The organism is Streptomyces sp. NPDC002403 (assembly GCF_053593015.1).
Genome location: NZ_JBSFBQ010000064.1, coordinates 1 through 20,538, shown reverse-complemented (window position 1 = coordinate 20,538; position 20,538 = coordinate 1). Strand labels below are relative to the sequence as shown.

Here is a 20,538-nt window from a genome sequence, read left to right as displayed (position 1 = left end):
ATGATCGGGCAAGCTCTGAACCGCGTCGACGGCCCGTTGAAGGTCTCCGGCCGGGCCACATACGCCTACGAGCAGTGGGGGGCCGGCCAACCTCTCTACGGGTTCATCGTCGGCGCAACGATCGGCAAAGGCCGCATCACCCGGATCGACACCGAGAGCGCCGAACGCGCACCTGGCGTAAAGATGGTGATGAACTATCACAATGCCCCCGCCCAGGGTGTCCGTGATGAGTCAGTTCCGTCCGAATACTGGCGCGCCCAGCCGGTGCTGACCGGCCCCGACATCCACTATTACGGCGAGCCGGTGGCACTCGTCGTCGCCACGGCCCTCGAACAGGCCCGAGCGGCGGCCGATCTGGTCGAAGTCAGGTACACCGGCGGGCGCGGACGTTTCAACTTTGCCGAGCAGGAAGATGAGGTCTACATCCCGAAAGTGGTCAACGCCGGCATCCCCACCGACACTGCGTTCGGCGATTTCGATGCCGGGTTCGACAGTGCGGCGGTGAAGGTCGACCAGCAGTACACGACGCCGTACGAGTTCTCGATGCCGATGGAACCGCACGCGTGTCTGGTGGAACCGCGCGACGAGGACCTGGTCGTTTACGTCAGCTGCCAGATCGTCGACGCGGCGCGGGCCTCGGTCGCCAGCACGCTTCGGATCGACCCGGAGCTGGTCCACATCGTCACCCCCTTCGTCGGCGGGGGATTCGGTTCCAAGCTGGGCATCCATTCCGAGACCATCCTGGCGGCGCTCGCCGCTCGAGAATTGCGCCAACCGGTCAAGGTCGCGATGACCAGGCAGCAGATCTTCCAGCTCGTCGGCAACCGCCCCACATCCAGCCAGCGGGTTCGACTGGGCGCGGAGCAGGACGGACGGCTGGCCGCGATCGCCCATGACGTCACCATGCACACCAACCCCGACGTTGAGTACGCCGAGCAGACCGCCGCCACGACCCGCAGTCTCTACGCCGCACCCCACCGGTTGACCAGCCACCGGCTCGCGCCGCTCGACCTGCCGCCTGGAACCGACGTACGCGCGCCGGGCGAAGCGCCGGGCATGCTGGCGGTCGAGTCGGCGATGGACGAGCTGGCCCATGCGCTGGAGATGGACCCGGTCGAGCTGCGGATCCTCAACGAGCCCACCGTCGATCCCGAGCGAGACGTACCGTACAGCGACCGGCACCTGGTCGAGTGCCTGCGCGAAGGCGCGCGCCGGTTCGGCTGGGAGCACCGCCCCGCCACCCCGGCGAGTGTGCGCGACGGGCGGTGGTTGGTCGGCTACGGCATGTCGGCCGCCATCCGCGGGCACTTCCAAGGGCCGGCAGCAGTGCGGGTGCGATTGGAGGCTGACGGCACCGCCGTCGTCCGGACGGACATGACCGATCTCGGCACGGGCACGTACACCGTCCTGACTCAGGTCGCGTGCGACGGGCTCGGACTGCCGCCCGATCGGGTGCGGATCGAGCTCGGGCGTTCCGAGTTTCCCACAAGCTGGGGGTCCGGCGGCTCGTGGGGCGCTGCCAGCTCCAGCAACGCGGTGCATGGTGCGTGCAAGATCCTGCGCGAGCAGCTCCTGGCCGCGGCGCGCGGCGACACGCGCTCTCCGCTGCATGGCCTGGACCCGGCAGACGCCGTGTTCTCGGACGGCAACGTGGTTGTCGGCAGAGCGTCCGAGGCGCTGAGCGAGATCGTCGCCCGCCATCGTCCGGAAGGCTTCGAGGCGGAGGGCGGCACCCGCTTCATGGGCGATGATCCGAATTACTCGGACTACTCGATCAACACCTACGGGGCCCATTTCGCTGAAGTGGGGGTCGACGCGGACACGGCCGAGATCCGGCTGCGTCGGATGCTCGGTGTGTTCTCGGTGGGCCGTGTGCTCAACGCGAAGACGGCTCGCTCGCAGCTGATCGGCGGCATGATCTGGGGAGTCGGCGCGGCCCTAGAAGAAGAAGCTGCGGTCGACCTGCGATCCGGCGCCTTCGTCAACCGGGACTTCGCGCAATACCTGGTGCCGGTCCACGCCGATGTCCCCGACGTCGACGCGGTCGTTCTTGACGGGCACGACGACAAGGCCAACGTCCTGGGCGCGAAGGGCGTCGGCGAGCTGGGCATCTGCGGGGCCGGTGCGTCGGTCGCCAACGCGGTGTTCAATGCCACCGGCGTGCGCGTGCGCGACTTCCCCATCACCATCGAGAAGGTGCTGCCCGGTCTCCCGCTGATGGATAGCTGAATCCGTGACCGACGGCCCCTGTGCACCGCGCGCCTGGAGCGCGAGGTGAAGAGGCGGTGGCCGCCGCAGGTCCAGTCCAAGGCAGGGAGGAAGGCGACGACTGGCGGCATGCTGCGCCTGTCACCAGAATCGGAAGCACACCGGTTTCCGGGGTGCGGTCCATAGGGGCAGTTTGTGGTGCGCGCGACCAGGACGCGACTGGAGCCCGCCGAAGCGGCTGCGCCGCAAGAACAGTTGGCCCATGTGCTTGAATCGGCGTACTCAACTGGCTGACCGAGCGCTCGGCAGCCAACGCGCTCCGTGCCCGACCGCAGCCATACGACGGAGGAGCCGAGCGTATGGCCGGGAACCGGCTTGATACGGAGCTGGGCGCTGAAGTCGTGGTGGTCGCCCTTCCACAGCACGGTCTGACCGGCCTGGTGCACCGGGGCGATACTGTCCTCGAAGACGTTGGCCATCCGTGGGCCGGAGCGGGTCCGGTGTCCGTTGGCCGGATTCCAGTATTCGAAGTCGGCGCGCGAGATGACGTACTGGGCGTTGGGGAAGGTCGGTCGCCACTCTCCATCGCCCGTCAGACGGGTGTTCCAGCCGACATGGTCGCCGCCCGCTGAACCGCCGATCGCTCGCCGCGTTGCTGCGTCACCCCTCGCCCGTACACCTGATTCATGACACCCCCGTGGGGCAGGAACCGTGTACGGGTGGTGCGGTCCGGCAGCACGTGACTGCCGACGATTGTCAGCAGCCGCGTGCGGCCAACTTGGCGAGTTGTCAGCTGATTCGGGTCATGGAAGCTGTCGGATGCCGAAGGCGTCGTAGACCAGCCATGATCCGCCGGTTGTGGTGAGGGTGATGGTGTTGTCGCCGGCCTTGAGGTCGGCGGCGGGAAGGGTCACGTTCAGCGTGGACGGCTTGGTGTTACTGGCGGATGTGGCGCCACCGCCGCCGCCGGCCGGGGTCTGGACGTTGCTCAGCTCGGCCCCGTTGAGACCGATCGTGAGCGCGGGCGGGGCAGTGGGGTTGGTGTCCTGCAGCCAGGTGGTGAACGTCAGATCGCTGCTCGGCGCAGTGGCAAGACTGAAGTTCAGCGTGAACGTGTGTGACTTGCTCCCGGCCCAGGAGTCGCGAGGCCCGGGCTGGATGTAACTCCAAGCGGTGGCCGGGTTGCTCACGTCCGCAGTGAAGGTGACGTCATTGGGGAACGTCGACGGATAGGCACTGTATCGATTCGGGGCCAGCGCGAACTCATGGCTGCTGGCGTCGGTCTCCCCGGCCATCATGATCGCCTTGCCGACGGTCGCCGGCACCGTACTGCTCGTGGGGAACTCCCCGTTGGCGGACAGCGTGACCGTTGCGTGGCCGAACGCGTCCTGGGCTGGGGTGATGGAGAGCGTGACGGTCCTGGAGTCCCATGCATTCAGGGTGACCGGCTGCGGCTGGCTCACATTCCAGCCGGACGGCACGTCCATCTGCACCGTGACATCCGTGCTGCCTGCCGTATTGTTGGTGACCTTCACCGGGACCGATGTGGAGTGCCCGGCTACCAGACCGTCCAGACCTGATGCGGTGACATCGACCGGGTTGTACCCGACGCGGATCGTGCTGGTGCCCCCGTCGTTGCTCTTCGCGTTCTTGTAGGTGGCCTGCGCCGACAGTGCCTGGTCGCCAGGCTCAGCGTCCGCGGGCGCGGTGACCGCCCAGGTGGTCTTGATCGACTGGCCGGGCTTGAGCTTGGTGACCTTGGCGGGCGAGGTGGCTTCAGCCGTCCAGCCGCTGGGCACGGTGAGGTTGACGGAGGCCTTCGACAGCGCCATGGGACTGACGTCGTTGGTGTAGGTGCTCGTCACCGTGGCGGTGTCGCCGGGCTTGACGAACGAAGGCCTGCCGACCGTGAGCGAGTGCTCCGCGTTGTAGCCGGGCACCAGCCACTTCTGGCCGGTCCTGCCGTCGCAGTCCCGCAGCTCCGCCGGGTTTCCGTTGGCGGTGTGCGGGCCGGGGACGGTCAGGCAGAGGCCGGATGCCGGGGTGAGCAGGGAGCCGTCGGTTCCAGGCTGCCAGGTCTGCGCTGGGGTGCCATCACAGTCGGCGATTCCGGTCTTCCCGGCCGCGGTCGCCGTCAGGCACTTGTCGGCGTTGCGGATCGTGCCGTCCGCGTGCCTGGCCCACTGCTGGGTGGCAGCGGATTTGCAGTGCCAGAGGCCGAGTTCGCCCGGCTTCGCCGGGTTGGTGACGTGGTTCTCCAGACATCGCCCGTCCATGCCCTGCAGGCGGTCGGTCTGCGACAGATCGAACGCGTCAGTGATCGTCGGGATGTTCGCGTCGGCCGTGTGGTTGATGTGGTCCAGGCCGTACATGTCCAGCAGCGTCTTGAGCACGTTGTAGTGGTTGATGCGCTCGCTGTACTCGCCGGCCTTGGCCATCGGCCCGACCATGATCGTCGGGATTTGGTTGACCGGGGTGAAGTTGTCCTCGTCCCAGGTCAGCACGAACAGGCTGTTGTGTGTCCTGGCCCACTGTATGTACGAGTCGAAGGTCTTCTTGAGGAAGGCGTCGCCCTGCGCGAGGGTTCCGTCATGCATGCTCTGCTGGCCGTTGCCCACGTAGAAGGAGACGGTGGGCAGGTCCTCGAACCCCTCTGGCGTGCTCGGGAACTGCTCCTGCCGCTTGTCCATCGGGTTCAGGTCGCCCGCAGTACCCGGCGTGGTCTTGTAGCGGAGCCACTGCGTGGGCTTGGCCTGGTTGGCGTAGTTCGCGAAGGTGTACCCGTGGGTCGCCAGCTGGTTGGGGAGGTTGTCGGTGTCGACGGACGACGGCGCGGGATATTCGTTGGTCCTGACGATGTCCGAGGCGGACAGCAGCGAGTAGTAGTTGGGCAGGCTCGGGTGCTGGAGGCCGTACGAGTCGGTGAACGACGCACCCTGAGCTTCCAGGGACTTGATGTACGGCACCTGGTCCTGGGGCCTGGTGGACGGGTTGTTGAGGATGTCGTCGTAGCCCTTGTTTTCCATCATCACCATGACGACATGGTCAGGCTTGGGAACCTCGGGGGAACCCACGACCGCCGCAGGCGCGGCGACCGAAGGTGCGGCGTCCGAAGACCCGGCGTCCGGAGTCTCCGCGGCCGCGGAAACGGCCCCCGGAAGGGCGATACATGCCAGCAGGGCCGAGGCAATTACGCCTCGGATGCTTGGGCGCGCTTTGCGCATGCTGATTCTTCCTTGTTAGGGCGACAGCACACGCGCCGGTATCGCGGCGAAGACCACCGTAAAGGCAAACGGTGATGTTTCCGTTGTGCTGTCGCAGCCATTCATGGCAGCCAGCAGCGTAGGAACGTCTACTCCCACCGTTTCAAACCAAAGATGAACTTCTCAAACACAGCCGGACAGGTATGGGTCACCGATACCGCTCCGAACGCTTCGTAACGGACTCAAAGTCTGGAGTCACCCCCGGACGTTCGCATTCTGGGAGACTGAGCCGGTGGACGGAAGCGGCCAGGCCCCAGGCCGCCGAAGGCGCCGACCGGGGGACCGTGGTCGATCCCCCGGTCGGCGTGGCTTCTGGTGCGGAACCGGCCTCACCGCGACGTCCCGTGCCCGCATGGGCCGTGGAGCGGTCGGTGGGTCCGAAGGTCGCGGACGCCTCGGCGTCTCCGCGATGAGGCGTCCGCGAGGGCCCGTCGACGAACTACTGGCTGCTTCCGGAATTTCAGCTCGTTGATGTGACATGGGGCGTACCGATGGGTTGATCGAGGCGTTGCGGGCGAAGCTGGGGGCGGAGGCGCAGCAGCTCGCATACGGTGGGAACGACGCCGTCGCCGAGCCCGCAGACGTCTCCAAGGGGTGTGTCAGCCGGGACTCGCCGAGTTGGAGGAAAGAGCCGAGCCCCATGACAGGGTGCCCCGCGCGGGCGGGGCCGCCCGGCACTCACCGAGAAGGACCCGGGGCTTCGCCCCAGGGCGGCTGTCCCTGGGGCGAGCACGGCACACAAGGCGATCAGAGGTCCATTGACCTGGACGACGAAGTCGCTGCGGCACTTGGCCCGTGAGCTAGCTACCCAGGGTCGCGTTGTGGGCCGGGACACGGTGGCTGCGCTGCTGAAGGAGGCCGGGTTCAGCCTGCGCGGCAACCAACGCCAAGGTCCTGGCAGGTAGCGGCCATCCGCCGCGACGACCGGTTCCGGCACCTCAACGACAAAGTGCGGGAGTTCCTGGACACGGCGCCCCCGTGATCAGCGTGGACACCAGAAGGTACGGATCGCTCATCAGAAGTCGGACGGTGCTCCGGGCCGCCGTGACGCCACGCCCAGGTCATGTCTTTGACAGGGACAACAGTCATTCCGGGCCCGGGGGTCAGGAGCCTCGTTTCAGGGCCAGGGAAGGTAGCTGGGCGCGCAACCTCAGGGACGCCAACCGGACCAAATCGTTCCGAGTCAGTTCACGCTACGTCTTCTCGACCAGGGCGTATGCCCCTCTAAGTTTGGTGAGCCGCCGTCACAAACCGCATACCAGGAGATTTCCGGAGGTAATCCATGCCCGGATGGAGTCCGCCCCGGCGCGGCTTCGCCGTCTTGTCGACCGCCATCGACTGGGCCACCATTGCCGCCGACCTGCGGGCCGGACTCGGGGGCCCCTACCAGGCGGTCGGTGCGGTGCCGGTGGGCACGTCGACGCTTGCTATCCAGGCCGCGCCCGCGTCCTGCATCCCCGCATCTGGACCGGGTGACCATGTACGTCAGTGAGAGCCGCGGCAGCACTCCCGCAGCGACCGCGCCGACCGCCCGGGGATTTTTCCCCGGGCGGTCGGCTGTGACGACGACCGTGCTCGTGCTCGGCACGGTCAGTCTCGTCACCGACATCTCGTCGGAGATGGTCACCGCCATCCTGCCGCTGTACCTGGTCACCGGACTGGGCCTGTCCCCGCTCGGATTCGGTCTGCTCGACGGGGTCTACAACGGATTCAGCGCGCTAGTCCGGCTGGTCGGCGGGCACCTTGCCGACCGCGGCGGCCGCCACAAGACGGTCGCCGCCCTCGGGTACGGCCTGTCCGCGATCGCCAAGCCGCTGCTGCTGGCCGTGCACACGCTGCCGCTGATCGGCGCGGTGCTGGCGATGGACCGCACCGGCAAGGGCCTGCGCACCGCGCCCCGCGACGCGCTGATCTCGCTGTCCTCGCCGCCGGAGACCCGCGGCCGGGCGTTCGGCGTGCACCGGGCGATGGACACCACCGGTGCCCTGCTCGGCCCGCTGGTCGCGTTCCTGATTCTTCGTCAGGCCCCCGAGGGCTACAACGTTGTGTTCACGGTCAGTTTTTGCGTGGCTGCCCTGGGCGTGATCGTGCTGCTGTTGTTCGTGCCCTCGCGCGCCCCGGAGCTGGGCGCCACGCCGGCGTCCGCCGCGGAACGCCCGTCACTGCGCGCCGCCGTCGCCCTGCTCGGCCGCCGCGACTTGCGCCGCCTGGTGCTGTGCGCGATGGTGCTGAGCCTGGCCACGGTCAGCGACTCGTTCATCTACCTGCTGCTGCAACGGCAACTCGGGGTGTCCGACCGCTGGATCGCACTGCTGCCGCTGGGCACGGCAGTGGCGTTCCTGCTGCTGGCGGTGCCGCTGGGCCGGTGGGCGGACCGGACAGGCAGCTGGCGGGTATTCATCGGCGGCCACCTCGTGCTGCTCACGGCGTACGGGCTGCTGCTCACACACGTGCAGTCCGGGTGGCTGCCGTACGCGGCCCTCGCCTTGCACGGCGCCTTCTACGCCGCCACTGACGGTGTGCTCATGGCCGCCGCAGCCGGTTCCGTACCGGCCGGCCTGCGGTCCAGCGGCCTCGCCCTGGTGCAGACCGGCCAGGCCGCGGCACGCTTCGTCGGCTCGATCGCCTTCGGCGCGGCCTGGACAGCGTGGGGCGACCGTTCTGCGCTCAGCGGTGCTGCACTCGCGCTGGCGCTGAGCCTGGTGTTGTCGATACGGCTGCGCCCGGCAGCCGAGCATTCAACGGCCGAAGGTTCGGCATGTGGAAAAGGGAGTGACGGGCAGTGACCGACCAGCAGACGAGGCGCCGGGAGACCAAGGCGCCCCGAACGGCCCGGGCGGCCGACGCGATGACCAACCGCAACAAACTGCTGGTGCTCCTCGCCAGCGTCCTGGCCCTCGCGAGCGTGGCCGGTGTGGTCGGGTGGTCGAACCAGGCGGACCGCAGAAACCATGTCCGGGCGGGCGGGCCCGGGGGCGGAGCCGGCACGGTGTCGCTCGCGCCCGGAGGCCCCCCTCGGATCGTCTTCCGCTCGCTGAAGTATGGGCCGCACCGCGACGAGTTGAGCAGCGCCCCGGCGGACGCGCCCGACGGGCCGCGCACCTACTCCGGAGTGAAGTGCATACGCTTCTACGCGACCGCCGGCACCGGAATCTGCCTCCAGTCTGAGATGGGGGTGTACGCGGAGACCTACACTGCGCTCGTCCTGGACTCAGGCCTGCACGTGACCCGACGGGTACCTCTCGCCGGAATTCCCAACCGGTCCCGGGTTTCGCCCAGCGGGCACATGGCCGCATGGACGGTCTTCGTCGGGGGTGACAGCTACGCACAAAAGACCTTCTCCACCCGCACGTCGATCCTCGACACCCGCACGGGCGCCCTCCAGCCCAGCCTGGAGGAATACGCCGTCACCAAGGACGGGAAGCCTTTTCACCGCGCCGACGCCAACTTCTGGGGTGTCACGTTCATCGACGACGAGCACTTCTACGCCACGCTCGGCACCGGCGGTCAGACGTATCTGATCCACGGCGACGTCACCACCAAGACGGCCACCACTGTTCGCAGCAACGTCGAGTGTCCCTCACTGTCCCCCGACGGAACGAAGATCGCCTTCAAGAAGCGCGTCCCAGGCCTGCCCACGAACCTCCCCTGGCGGTTGTACGTCCTGGACCTCGAAACGATGAAGGACCACCCGGTCGCGGAATCCCGCAGCGTCGACGACCAGGCGGTCTGGTCGGACGACCGTAACCTGGTCTACTCGCTACCCGACTACAGCGCCGATCTCTACACCGTCCCGGCCGATGGCTCGAGCGCTTCTCGGGCCCTGGCGCACGAGGCCCTGGCGCCGGCCTGGATCGGTTGATCCCGCTCACATCCGAAAGTTGGCGATACGCGCACTGTTACTCGTCGCTCGGCGTCGCCCGTTCCGTATCAGGCACACCGCCCAGTGCCGTTTGCCTGAGCCCTCTGGGCGGCACACCGGTAGCTCGCACGGAACGCCCTGCCGAACTCCGGTGGGCGCAGGAACCCCACCAGGCATCGTGCCAGGCAGGGAACGCCCCGGGGGCGCAGACCTCCCGCAGCGGCTCGTACAGGTGCCAGACCCGGTGCAGGGCCTCGGCCTCGTGGATCGGGCCGATGGTGTGGTGCCGAGCGGAGACCTCCAGCCGGGTCGATGACCCGCAGCCGCACGAACCGCGGGCACGGCGGGCCGCGTTCCTCGCTGACCACGGCACCCCGGCCGCCGCCCTACTCACCTGCTCCCTGTCCCGTCTCCGCCCTCCAGGACGTCCTCGGCGTCGTCGCCGTCGTGCCCCTGGTCGTCGGTTTCCTCCCAGACGCTGCTGACGCATTCCCGCCGGTGTTTTGGCGTTCCTCTGCCGATCTCCCGGTCGCCCTTTGTGGCGGGTCTGCGACATGGACGAGATCCGCCACTGCCGATCGGTTGTCTCGGTCCGTGCAGAGCCCGAGAGTATCTGCCGAATGCAGCAAGCACTTCTTTCCCATGAAGAGCAGGAAAAGCTCAAGCATCCACCGCGCCATTCTCACAGTCAACCCGGATGGAAAGGCATTCCAGGAGGGCTGGCACAACCACCCGCCAGGTACGACGCAGTGATCCGACGCGGCTCCGAGCTTCCGTGACCGCGTGGCTTTCGCGCGCCCTTGCTCCCCCTCAGAGAAGGTCATCGCCTCAATGAGACATTCGCAACCGACTGGGCCGAACAGATCCTCAGCCAACCCGGCCACCCCAATATCCTACTGGCTGACACGTCGTCCAGTGCGGACCGCCCTGGGGATTCTCACCGCAGCCTGTGTGGCCGGCACGCTTGGCACCCTCCCCGCTGCCACCGCCGCCGAGACGCCGACAGCCAAGGCCGCCCGGCCGCACCAGAACAGCCCCGTCGTCGCCACACACAAGCTCACCCTCGTCACAGGCGAGGTGGTGACGCTTGAACGCCATGCCGGCAGCGTTCAGGTTGCGACGGTCGAGCCCGCGGCCGACGGCACCCCGGCGGCGTTCACCACCCTGAAGGTGGGCGACGAGGTCTATGTCATCCCGGACAAGGCACAGCCGTACCTCGCCGCGAACGAACTCGACCGCGAACTGTTCAACGTCACCAAGCTGGTCGAGTACGGCTACGACGACGCACACCGCCCCACCATTCCACTGACCGCGACTTACCAGGGCGCGCCGGGCAAGGCCGGCAAAGCGCTCGACCAGGCCGCGCCGGCCGGCTCAGTGAAGAAGGCCGAACTGCCCAGCGCCAACGCGGTGGCGCTGCACGCAGCCAAGAAGAAGGCGGCGACGTTCTGGGAGGCGGTCGACGACGACAGCACCGCCAGGACCAAGGTGCCGAAGCTCGCCGCCGGCATCAAGAAGCTCTGGCTCGACAAGCCGGTGCACGTCGCCCTGGACCAAAGTGTGCCGCAGATCGGTGCCCCGGACGCGTGGGCGGCCGGCTATGACGGCACCGGCACCAAGGTGGCGATCCTCGACACCGGTATCGACCCCAACCATCCCGATGTGGCGGGGCAGGTGAAGAAGACGCAGAACTTCACCGACGACCCCGACACGGTCGACCATCACGGCCACGGTACCCATGTCGCCTCGACGATCGCCGGCTCGGGTGCCGCATCGGGCGGCAGGCTCAAGGGGGTGGCACCGGGCGCCGACCTGTACATCGGCAAGGTCCTCAACACGGCCGGTTCGGGCTCCGAGTCGATGGTCATCGCCGGCATGGAGTGGGCGGCGGCCCAGGGCGCCGACGTCATCAGCATGAGCCTGGGCGGTTCGGTCCCCAGCGACGGCACCGACCCGATCAGCCAGGCCGTCAACCAGCTCACCGCGTCCTCCGGGTCGCTGTTCGTCATCGCGGCCGGCAACGAGGGCCCGGGCAAGGGCACCGTGAGCTCGCCCGGTGCCGCCGAGGACGCACTGACCGTCGGCGCGGTGTCCAAGCAGGATCAGCTCGCGAACTTCTCCAGCCGCGGCCCGGTCAAGGAAACCTTCGCGGTCAAGCCGGAGATCACCGCACCGGGCGTGGGCATCGTCGCCGCGCGCGCCGCTGGCACCACGATGGGCACCCCCATCGACGCCGACTACACTGCGGCCAACGGCACCTCGATGGCCACCCCGCATGTGTCCGGCGCAGCGGCGATCCTCGTCCAGCGCCACCCCGACTGGACCGCCGACCGGCTCAAGCAGGTGCTGGTCAGCACCGCCGAGCAGGGCTCGTACAACGCCTACCAGGGTGGTAACGGCCGCGTCGACGTGCCCAAGGCGATCGACGCCACGACGTACTCAAGCCCCGCCGTCATCAGCATGGGTAAGAGGTCGACCGAGAGCATGCCAGTCACCAGGACGATCGACTACGTCAACACCTCCGCGACGGACACCACGCTGTCGCTCCGCCTGCTCAGCCTAGGAGAGACGGCACCCCCGCCGGACGGCATGTTCACGCTCAGCGCCGACAGCGTGACGGTCCCGGCCGGCTCCACCGAGAGCGTGACGGTGACCTACCACCCCGAACTCGGCGCCGTGGGCGACTACACCGGTGTCATCACCGCCACCGCGGCCGACGGCACCGCGATCCGCACCACCGTCGGCGCCACGAAGGACGTGCCCACCGTCGACCTCACCCTCAACACGATCGACCGGAACGGAGATCCGGCGTCCGCCGAACTCGCGGTGTTCGACCTGGACAACGGGGTCGTCCACGAGGTCTTCCCCCAGGGCGGAACCAAGACCGTCGCGGTGCCGCAGGGTCGCTACTCCGTCATGGGCATCGTGTACACGAAGGACAAGGCCACGGGCCTGGCCGTGAGCAACACGCTCGCCGGTGAGCCCGTCGTGGATCTGAAGGCGGACCGGACGATCACGATGGACGCCCGGCTGGGCAAGGAGGTCAAGGTCGCGACCCCCAAGGAGTCGCAGTCGAGCAACTACAAGCTCGGGTACCGCCAGAGCCTCCCCGGCAAGAAAGGGATCGACTACATGAAGGGTACGTCGAGCCTGTTCTCGAAGCACGCCTATGTGGTGCCCACCAAGCCGGTGACGGACGGCACCTTCGAGTTCAACTTCCAGGACCGCAGGTACTCGCCGGTGATCCGGGCGTCCTACGGCGGGCCGGGAGGCGCGCTCCCGCTCAAGCCGGTGACCTATGCGGCCCGGTTGTACGGCTCCAGCAAACTCAAGGCGGTCGACGCCGGCACGGGACGGCCGGAGGACCTGGCCGGCAAGGACCTCGATGGCAAGCTCGCGGTCGTCACCCGTGATGCCACCTTGAAGGCTGCCGACCAGATCGCCGCAGTGGCGGGCGCCGGTGCGAAGGCAGCGATCATCGTCAACGACCGGCCCGGCGTCTACGCCACCAGCGTGCCGCGCGTCACCGGCACTGCCATCCCGGCCTGGAGCCTCACCCAGGACGAGGGAGCGGTGCTCTTCGGCCGGATGGCCGACGGTCCCACGCGGATCAGCCTGCAGGGCATCAAGAAGAATCCCTACGTGTACAACATCGCGCTGATGGTTCCCGGTGGACTTCCGGCCGACCCCACCGACGCGGTCACCGCGGAGAACTCGGCCGTGGTGAAGTCCCACTACCGCGGCACCAAGGGCACTCTGATCGGCGACACCGACTCGGCGATCCGCCCGGGAGAATCGTTCATCACCCAGCTCGTGGACTTCTACGACGCGCCGGCCGACCGGGAGGAGTGGTACTCCACCGGCAGCAAGTGGCCGACGATGAAGGACATGGGGTGGTGGCACACGGTCTACCCGGACCGCAAGGACATCATCACCAGCATGAGAGACCTCAACCGCAACTACAGCCCGGGCGAGCGGCGGGAGGAGACCTGGCTGGGTGCGGCGAACGGCCCGTCCGGACCGGAGAGCACCCTTGCGTTCCGCGACGGTGGCAAGGTCACCCTCAACATGATGGAGATGGGCGACAGCCAGCCCGGACACTACGCCTACTTCCAGGGCGACAACGGCACCACATCGACGGTGCGGCTGTTCCAGGACGGCAGACTCCTCAAGGAACAAGGCTGGTTCTCGCTCACGACGCTGCCAGTCGGCCCCGACCCGGCGACCTACCGGATCACCATGGACACCGAGCACCCGGCGTGGTTCCCGCTGTCCACCAAGGCCGGCACCGCGTGGACGTTCAAGTCCGCCCGGCCGGCGAACGGCAAGGAGGACCTGGCGCTGCTCTGGCCGAGGTACGGCCTGGACCTGGACGCGGAGAACACCGCCGAGGGCGGCACCACCTACCACTTCGCCCTGTCGTTCCTCCTCCAGAACGGCGCCACCCCGGACATCGACGGGGTGAAGGTGGAGGCGTCCTCCGACGATGGTGCCACCTGGCAGCCCGCGAAGCTCAAGAGCAAGAGCGACGGCAGCTACAAGGTGTCCGTGAACAACCCGGCATCGGGCTATGTGTCCCTGCGCGTCAAGGCACAGGACACCAACGGCAGCAGGATCGAGCAGACCCTGATCAAGGCCTACGCCGTTCGCTGACCTCCACGGCAACCCTCTCCCGCCCGCACCCCTGGCGCAGGCACGCCCTTGCGCCAGGGGCGCACCCCGTTATGCCGGCAACCAAGTGCCGCGCTGCTCCTCCGTATTGCCGAAACGGGTAGCAACCTCAAAAGGCGGGGAACAACCGGCACTTCTGACGTCAGTGCCGGTTTGCTCGGTGCACCGCATCATCGGCGCAGCTCCACGTTCCCGGACCCGGCGCCGGAGTTGCCCTGCCCATTGGCGCTTTGGCGTTCCTCCGCCGGTCTACCGGTCGAATGTCGTGGCGGGTCTGCGACATGGAAGAGATCCGCCACTGCCAATCGGTTGTCTCGGTCCGTGCGGAGCCCGAAAGTTACTGCCGAATGCAGCAAGTACTTCTTTCTCACGAAGAGTAGGAGACACTCATGCATCCGCCGCGCCATTTACACGGCGAGCCCCAAACCACCGCAGCGCAGGAGGCCTTGAGATGAGGCGTCTCAGGCGACGGTTGGTCACCGCGGCCGTCGGCATCACCGCCCTCGGGGCGGTCATGTCGAGCACCACAGCGAACGCTTCCAACCCGGCTCCGGCTCCGTCTGCCCCTGCTTCCCTCAACCTGCCCGCGTCGGTTCGCGACAGCCTGCTCAAGGCTGCCGCCGGAACTCGGGCGGACCTGTCACTGACGCTGGTGACCGGAGACAAGGTGCAGATCGGCCTCACCAAGGACCGGAAGCCGTTCGTCCGTGAGATCAAGCCCGCGACACGGGCCGGGCAGGAGTCGGTTCTCTTTCATACCGTCACCAGGAACGACCAGGTCTACGTCGTACCGGCAGACGCGTTGCCGCTGCTCCGGGCCGATCTGCTGGACTGGGAGCTCTTCAACCTCGCCAAACTGGCAGATTGGGCGGCCGAGGGCAGAACCGGTGAAGTCCCGGTGATCACCGCGTACAGCGGAAAGGCCACTGCCCGGACAGCGGCGACCGCCGTCGGCACGACCGCCAAGACCGTCCTGCCGAGCATCAACGCCCGCTCGATGACCATCAAGGGCAACGGCCAGTGGTGGCGAGAAGTGGGGGAGAAGAACACCGGCAAGTCCGCCGCCTCCCAGGCCACCGGCCCGCTGGCCGGAGTGAAGAAGGTGTGGCTGAACGAGCTGACCACACTTCAGCTCGACAAGTCCGTGCCGCAGATCGGCGCGCCCGCTGCCTGGGAACGCGGCTACAACGGTTCGAACGTGAAGGTTGCGGTGCTGGACAGCGGCATCGACGCCACCCACCCCGATCTCGCCGGCCAGATCGCCGAGGCCACCGACTTCACCAACAGTCCGAGCGGCCCGGTGGACGGACACGGACACGGTACTCACGTGGCGTCCACGATCGCCGGTACCGGCAAGGCCTCCGACGGGCTGCGTCGTGGTGTGGCGCCCGGTGCGAAGCTCTCCATCGGCAAGGTGTGTGACGACGAGGGCAGATGCGCCGGCGACGCGGTCATCGCCGGTATGGAGTGGGCCGCCAAGTCCGGTGCCGACGTGGTGAACATGAGCCTCGGCGGCGGGGCCAGCGACGGAACGGACCCGCTGAGCAGCTCGGTCAACGCTCTCAGCCGCACCTACGGCACCTTGTTCGTCATCGCCGCGGGCAACAGCGGACCGGACCCCGAGACGGTCGGATCGCCAGGTGCCGCCGACGAAGCGCTGACCGTCGCAGCCGTGGACAAGAGCGACCAGATGGCTTCCTTCTCCAGCCGCGGACCTCGCGTCGGAGACGGCGCGGCCAAGCCGGACATCGCCGCTCCGGGCGTCGCCATCGCCGCGGCCCGCGCCAAGGGCACCTCGATGGGCAAGCCCGTGGACGACTACTACACGTCCGCCAGCGGCACTTCCATGGCCACGCCCCATATGGCCGGTGCCGCTGCGATCATCGCCCAGCAGCACCCGGACTTCACCGGGCGGCAGATCAAAGCGCTGCTGATGGCGACCTCCAAGGACCTCGGGCACGACCTGTATGCACAGGGCGCCGGCCGGGTGGACGTGGCCCGCGCGATCGATCCGAAGATCATTCCCGACGGGAACCTGGTCTTCGGCCGAGCCGAATACCCGCACTCGCCGGTGTCGAGGACGGTCACCTACAGCAATTGGACCGACGAGCCGATCACTCTCACGCTCTCCGCCTCGGCTTCCTACGCGGGCAAGCCCGCACCGGCCGGGCTGTTCACGCTCAGCGCCGACCAGCTGACCGTGCCCGCCAACGGTTCGGCCGATGTGACGGTGACCATGGACGGCAGGGTGGTGGACGATTCGGGGCAGTACGGCGCATACGCCGGCGTCCTGACCGCCAAGGACAGCGCGGGGGCACTGCTCGGATCATCGCGGATCTCCACCTTTGTGGAGCCGATCCGTCACGATCTGACCATCAAGGTCACTCCTCCGGCCGGCGCCACCGATGTCTCGTACGGCAACGCACTGATCGTCCCGGTCGACGAGGACAAGCTGAACCTGTACGAAAAGCCGCTGACGACACCGGGCGGCGAGACGATCAAGGCACGGGTGTTCTCCGGCACTGTCACGGCAGCCATCGGGGTGACGTGGCGGAACGCGGCCGGCGAACTCAACCAGGCCGCACCGATGGTGCCGGAGGTGGAGGTCACCGGGGCGACCACGGTGGAGCTGGACCTGCGGAAGGCCAAGCCGGTCAAGGTGAACACCCCGGAGCCGACAGAGACATACCAGGCAGGCATCAAGACCGAACGGACCTCCGTGGACGGAGACTGGGCAATCACGGCACAGTTGGCCACCGAATACGGTCCCGGTGAACCGAACTGGTGGGCACTGCCGACCGCCGGCAGGGTCAGCCTCGGCACACTGGACTTCCACAGCCAGCATGTCCTGGTACCGCCGTCAGTGACGATGCAGGTCACGGGGAACGGTGACTCCTTCGACCTGGGCGCCCGCTACGCGACACCGGACACCACCATAAACGGCGGTAACCAGAGGTGGACGAAGGACGGCAAGCCCGTATCCACCCTCGTGCGATCGAAGATTCCCCGACTGCCCTCCAACGGGAAGAAGCCCGTCGTCTACGCGGGCACCGGCTCGGCCGAGGAACTCGCTGACATCGATGCCAAGGGCGCGCTGGTGCTGCTGAAGCCGACCGACATCTGCGGGACGACCTGCGACTTCACCGCACTTCGCAAGCGAGTGGCGGCGGCCGCCTCCGAAGGCGCGGTGGGGGTGCTGGTGACCGGCGAAACCGATCGGGTCGCCCTGCTGAAGTACGAGTCGTCCCGACAGTACAAGTGCGAAAACGGTCCCGACAGCTGCCCGCCCGTCGATCCGTACGCAGCGCTGCCGATCGTGACCGTACCCCCGGCCCAGGCCGCCACACTGATCCGGCGGATCGAGGGCGGAGCCAAGTCCGGCGTCCAGATCGGACTCGGCGGCAGCCGCGAAGTGTCCAAGGCCTATGCTCTGGCCTTCGACTCCCCTGGTCGCGTTCCCGGCAATCTGCCGTTCCGGATCCAGTCCCGGGATCTCGTCCGTGTCGATCACCGCTTCCACGCCGACCAGCCCGGCGCGATTCCCCACTTCAGCTGGAACCGGATTACCGAGTCCGGTCCGGTGACAGAGGAAATCATGCTGCCCAAGCCGGACAGTCAGCGGCAGTTCACCACGTTGGTCGGGCCGCGGAACGACAACGCGATCGACCGTTTCGAGATGTCTGTAAGGGACTATCTCGCGCCGTCCGTGGCAGATCCGTCGGGCTCCTCCGAGACTCAGGACCTGGCGCTCGGCAAGAAGAACACGATCGACTGGAACGAGGGTCCGTCCCTTCCCGGCGCGGTGCCCCAGGTCCGCACCAAGTCGGGCTTCACCGCCGACACCGGCCTGCCGTGCGCCGGCTGCCGGGAAGGCGACCGCTTCTGGCCCACCCTGTACCTGACCAGCGGCGGGGGTGGTCGCCAGGCCATGATGGGCATGCTCAACGACACGGGCATCGCCCATTTGATCTACGGGATCCAGGCCTGTGAGCCCCCCGTCTGCGGCGTAGGCCTCTTCGACGACGCCGGCCACGAACTCCAGCAAAAGCTCCACCCGGTCGAGTTCGTCTTCGAGCTCGGCGAGCCCGGCAATGTGCCGGACCTGGTGTCGAGGAGTGGGCGGTGATGACCGAAGTGGGAAAGGAGACTGCTCCGATGAACGCGGCAGTGCCACCGAGGTGGCGCCGGAAGGTGAACCTGGCGGCGTCGGCAGCCGTAGCAGTGCTCGCGCTGGCGGGGTGCAAGGCCGACGTCATCGCGTACGACCTCCCTGCGGAATCGGCCCGATACTCGTTCCAGGCGGAGACCAACGGGGTCAAGACCACATGGGAGTACACCTCCGACCGTCCGACCAAGTCCGACACCCCGAAGCCACAGCCGTGCATCGCGGACGTCGTCGTCAAGGAACCCGGCCCGTGCCGTCCGGAACCGCTTATCTTCCTGCGGTACGACCTGGGCCTGGACCTGGACAACACCGCAAAGGCCAACAGGCTTCACCCCATCACCGTCACCGGGTACTACCAGGACCGGCTCAGCACGCCACCGACCGTCATCGAGTTGCGGGCACAGGCCAGCTTCGACGGCGGTGAGACCTGGCAGTCGGTGATGACCAAGGGTGACGGGAAGAACACCTTCATCGCGCGCATCAAGCATCCGAAGCGTGACCACACGCCCGGAGGAGTCGCACTGCGGATCAGCGCGACCGACAGCGCGGGGAACAACGTCAAGCAGACCATTCCTCAGGCGTACCGACTGCGCTGAGGCGATCCCGATCCGGAGGGAGCGCGGCCGGGGCGAGACGTGAGCTTCGCACCGGCCGTGACCCTTGCCTTTCGGCGCATCCCGCACCGAATGCGGACGGGGACTGCGCCCACGGACCGTTCGCGAGCAACTGCTCCGAACGGGCACCGCTTGATCAGGCGTTGGTCCGGTGCTGCTCGCACCGGACCAACGGCATACCCGGATCCGCATTCCGGTGACCTCGCCCCGCTGGCAAGGGGAGGCCGGAGCGCTCCTTCCACGACACAGACGCCAGGCCGGAGCACCAACGGACAGACGGAGAAACATCATGCTGTCAGACGTGCTGGGACTTACCCCCGAAGAGGCGGACACCTACCGCATTCTGGTCTCGGTGGCCTCCGCCACACCCACCGGACTTGCCGAACTCATCGGCTGCGACATCCGTCAGGTGGTGGGCATCCTCAACAGGCTCGAAGACCGGGGGCTCGTCGCGCGCAGCCTCGGCGACACCACTCGGTTCGTCGCCGCCCCACCGGCGGCGGCGCTGCGGGCGCCCCTGGTCCAGCGACAGAACGAGCTCAATCTGGCGAAACTCGAACTCGAATCCCTCGACGAAATCTACCGCGCGACCACTCTCGGTCGTGGCGCAGCGGAGGTCGTCGACGTGATCCACGGCACCGAGGCCATCCGCGAACGCGTCGGACACATACAACTCGGCGCACGGAGAGAGGTCATGAACTTTGCCAAGGCGCCGTTCTTTTCGTCCGGCAACATGACCGACGACGCGGTCATCGAGCGGGGTGTCCGTTACCGCGTGATAATTGAACGCTCGATACTCGACGAGGGAGCTCCGTCGTTCGATGAAATCATCCGGGCGCGGGCTGCTGGAGAGATGGTCCGGATCGCTGAATCAGTCCCGCTGAAACTCTTCATCGTGGACAGCGAGTTGGCCATTGTTCCACTCCTCGGCTCCGCCAATGCCGCAAAGGCGGGAGCCCTGCTCGTGCACGAGTGCAGCCTGCTCGACGCGCTGATCGCACTGTTCGAGTCCGAATGGGAGAAGGCAACGCCGTTCGTCGCCTCTGCGAGTCGCTTGCAGAGCGAGCCCGCCATCGATGATCTGGGTGCACGGATACTCAGCCTGCTCCTGACAGGCCTCACCGACCAAGCGATCGCCACCCAACTGCACACCTCCATGCGGACGGTGCAGCGCCGGATTCGCCAGATGATGGACACCGTGAAGGTGCAGAACCGCATGCAGCTGGGCTTCCGTGCGGCACAGCTGGGCTGGCTCGACGCCGAACAGGACGGCAGCTGACTCCCGGAACAACGGACCCACCGGCCGAGGACGTTCACGCGAGATGAGCGGGGGAGTCAATACGTGGCGCCGGAACTCGGCGCGGCGTCAAACCATCGTGGCCCTGCGGAGTGCGCTTCCGCACTCGGTGCTCGGGCTGCCGTGCGGCGTCGACCGTTCCACGATCACTCGCGCGATCGGCGAGATTCGCGCCCGGTTGGCCGAGCGGGGATGTGGGGTCCCCGACCGCCCCGGCCTGCGGCTGCCGACCCTGGCGGATGTGCTCGCCCGTGCGCAGGCCGGGGGATCGAGCTGCGTCTGGACGCCACCGAGATCCAGGCCCGCCGGCCCCTGGCCGGCCGAGGTGGACGGCGTGCGTTCGTCTCCGGGTCAACCACCCTTACTGATCGTTTCATAATGAGATCGGTGTGTTGGCTTGGCAGTTGGGTGTTGTGTCGGCAGGATCTTCTGGGTGTCTGCTGATCTCGTGCCCGATG

10 protein-coding genes and 1 pseudogene are annotated in these 20,538 nt (G+C 67.5%); 10 read left to right on the top strand and 1 reads right to left on the bottom strand.

All coding sequences use genetic code 11. The annotated features are described in order from the left end of the window. On the top strand, positions 1-2,229 hold the full coding sequence (locus ACWCPY_RS37470; protein WP_451272772.1) for a molybdopterin cofactor-binding domain-containing protein: 2,229 nt from the start codon (positions 1-3) through the stop codon (positions 2,227-2,229). A gap of 782 nt (positions 2,230-3,011) precedes the next feature. Here ACWCPY_RS37470 and ACWCPY_RS37465 read toward each other — a convergent pair. Further along, positions 3,012-5,243: an alkaline phosphatase family protein gene (locus ACWCPY_RS37465; protein WP_451272770.1), complete on the bottom strand. Its 2,232-nt coding sequence runs from the start codon at positions 5,241-5,243 to the stop codon at positions 3,012-3,014. A 986-nt stretch (positions 5,244-6,229) separates the two neighbouring features. Between ACWCPY_RS37465 and ACWCPY_RS37460 the strand changes: the two genes are divergently transcribed. From ACWCPY_RS37460 to ACWCPY_RS37420, 9 genes and pseudogenes are all read left to right on the top strand, one after another. Further along, positions 6,230-6,376: an ISAzo13-like element transposase-related protein gene (locus ACWCPY_RS37460; protein ID WP_451272768.1), complete on the top strand. Its 147-nt coding sequence runs from the start codon at positions 6,230-6,232 to the stop codon at positions 6,374-6,376. Between the two features lie 377 nt (positions 6,377-6,753). After that, the gene (locus ACWCPY_RS37455) at positions 6,754-6,963 is read left to right on the top strand and encodes a hypothetical protein (protein WP_451272766.1); all 210 of its coding nucleotides are present in this window, start codon (positions 6,754-6,756) and stop codon (positions 6,961-6,963) included. Continuing rightward, positions 6,950-8,257 carry an MFS transporter gene (locus tag ACWCPY_RS37450; protein WP_451272764.1) on the top strand — a complete coding sequence of 436 codons (1,308 nt, stop codon included), beginning with the start codon at positions 6,950-6,952 and terminating at the stop codon, positions 8,255-8,257. The genes ACWCPY_RS37455 and ACWCPY_RS37450 overlap by 14 nt, the downstream gene beginning before the upstream one ends. Positions 8,258-8,319: 62 nt before the next feature. Further along, a complete protein-coding gene (locus tag ACWCPY_RS37445; protein WP_451272800.1) occupies positions 8,320-9,333 on the top strand; it encodes a TolB family protein in 1,014 nt (337 codons plus the stop codon). 951 nt (positions 9,334-10,284) lie between these two features. After that, positions 10,285-13,986, top strand: coding sequence for a S8 family serine peptidase (locus ACWCPY_RS37440; protein WP_451272762.1), 3,702 nt, complete (start codon positions 10,285-10,287; stop codon positions 13,984-13,986). Positions 13,987-14,455: 469 nt separating this feature from the next. After that, positions 14,456-18,130, top strand: coding sequence for a S8 family peptidase (locus tag ACWCPY_RS37435; RefSeq protein WP_451272760.1), 3,675 nt, complete (start codon positions 14,456-14,458; stop codon positions 18,128-18,130). Between the two features lie 29 nt (positions 18,131-18,159). After that, positions 18,160-18,765 (top strand): hypothetical protein, encoded by a 606-nt coding sequence (locus ACWCPY_RS37430; protein ID WP_451272758.1) that lies wholly within the window; start codon positions 18,160-18,162, stop codon positions 18,763-18,765. Between the two features lie 307 nt (positions 18,766-19,072). Continuing rightward, positions 19,073-20,062 (top strand): helix-turn-helix domain-containing protein, encoded by a 990-nt coding sequence (locus ACWCPY_RS37425; RefSeq protein WP_451272756.1) that lies wholly within the window; start codon positions 19,073-19,075, stop codon positions 20,060-20,062. Next, positions 20,016-20,431 (top strand): annotated as a pseudogene (locus ACWCPY_RS37420) (transposase family protein); the annotation flags it as partial. The gene ACWCPY_RS37425 and the pseudogene ACWCPY_RS37420, both read left to right, overlap by 47 nt. Between the last annotated feature and the right edge of the window lie 107 nt (positions 20,432-20,538).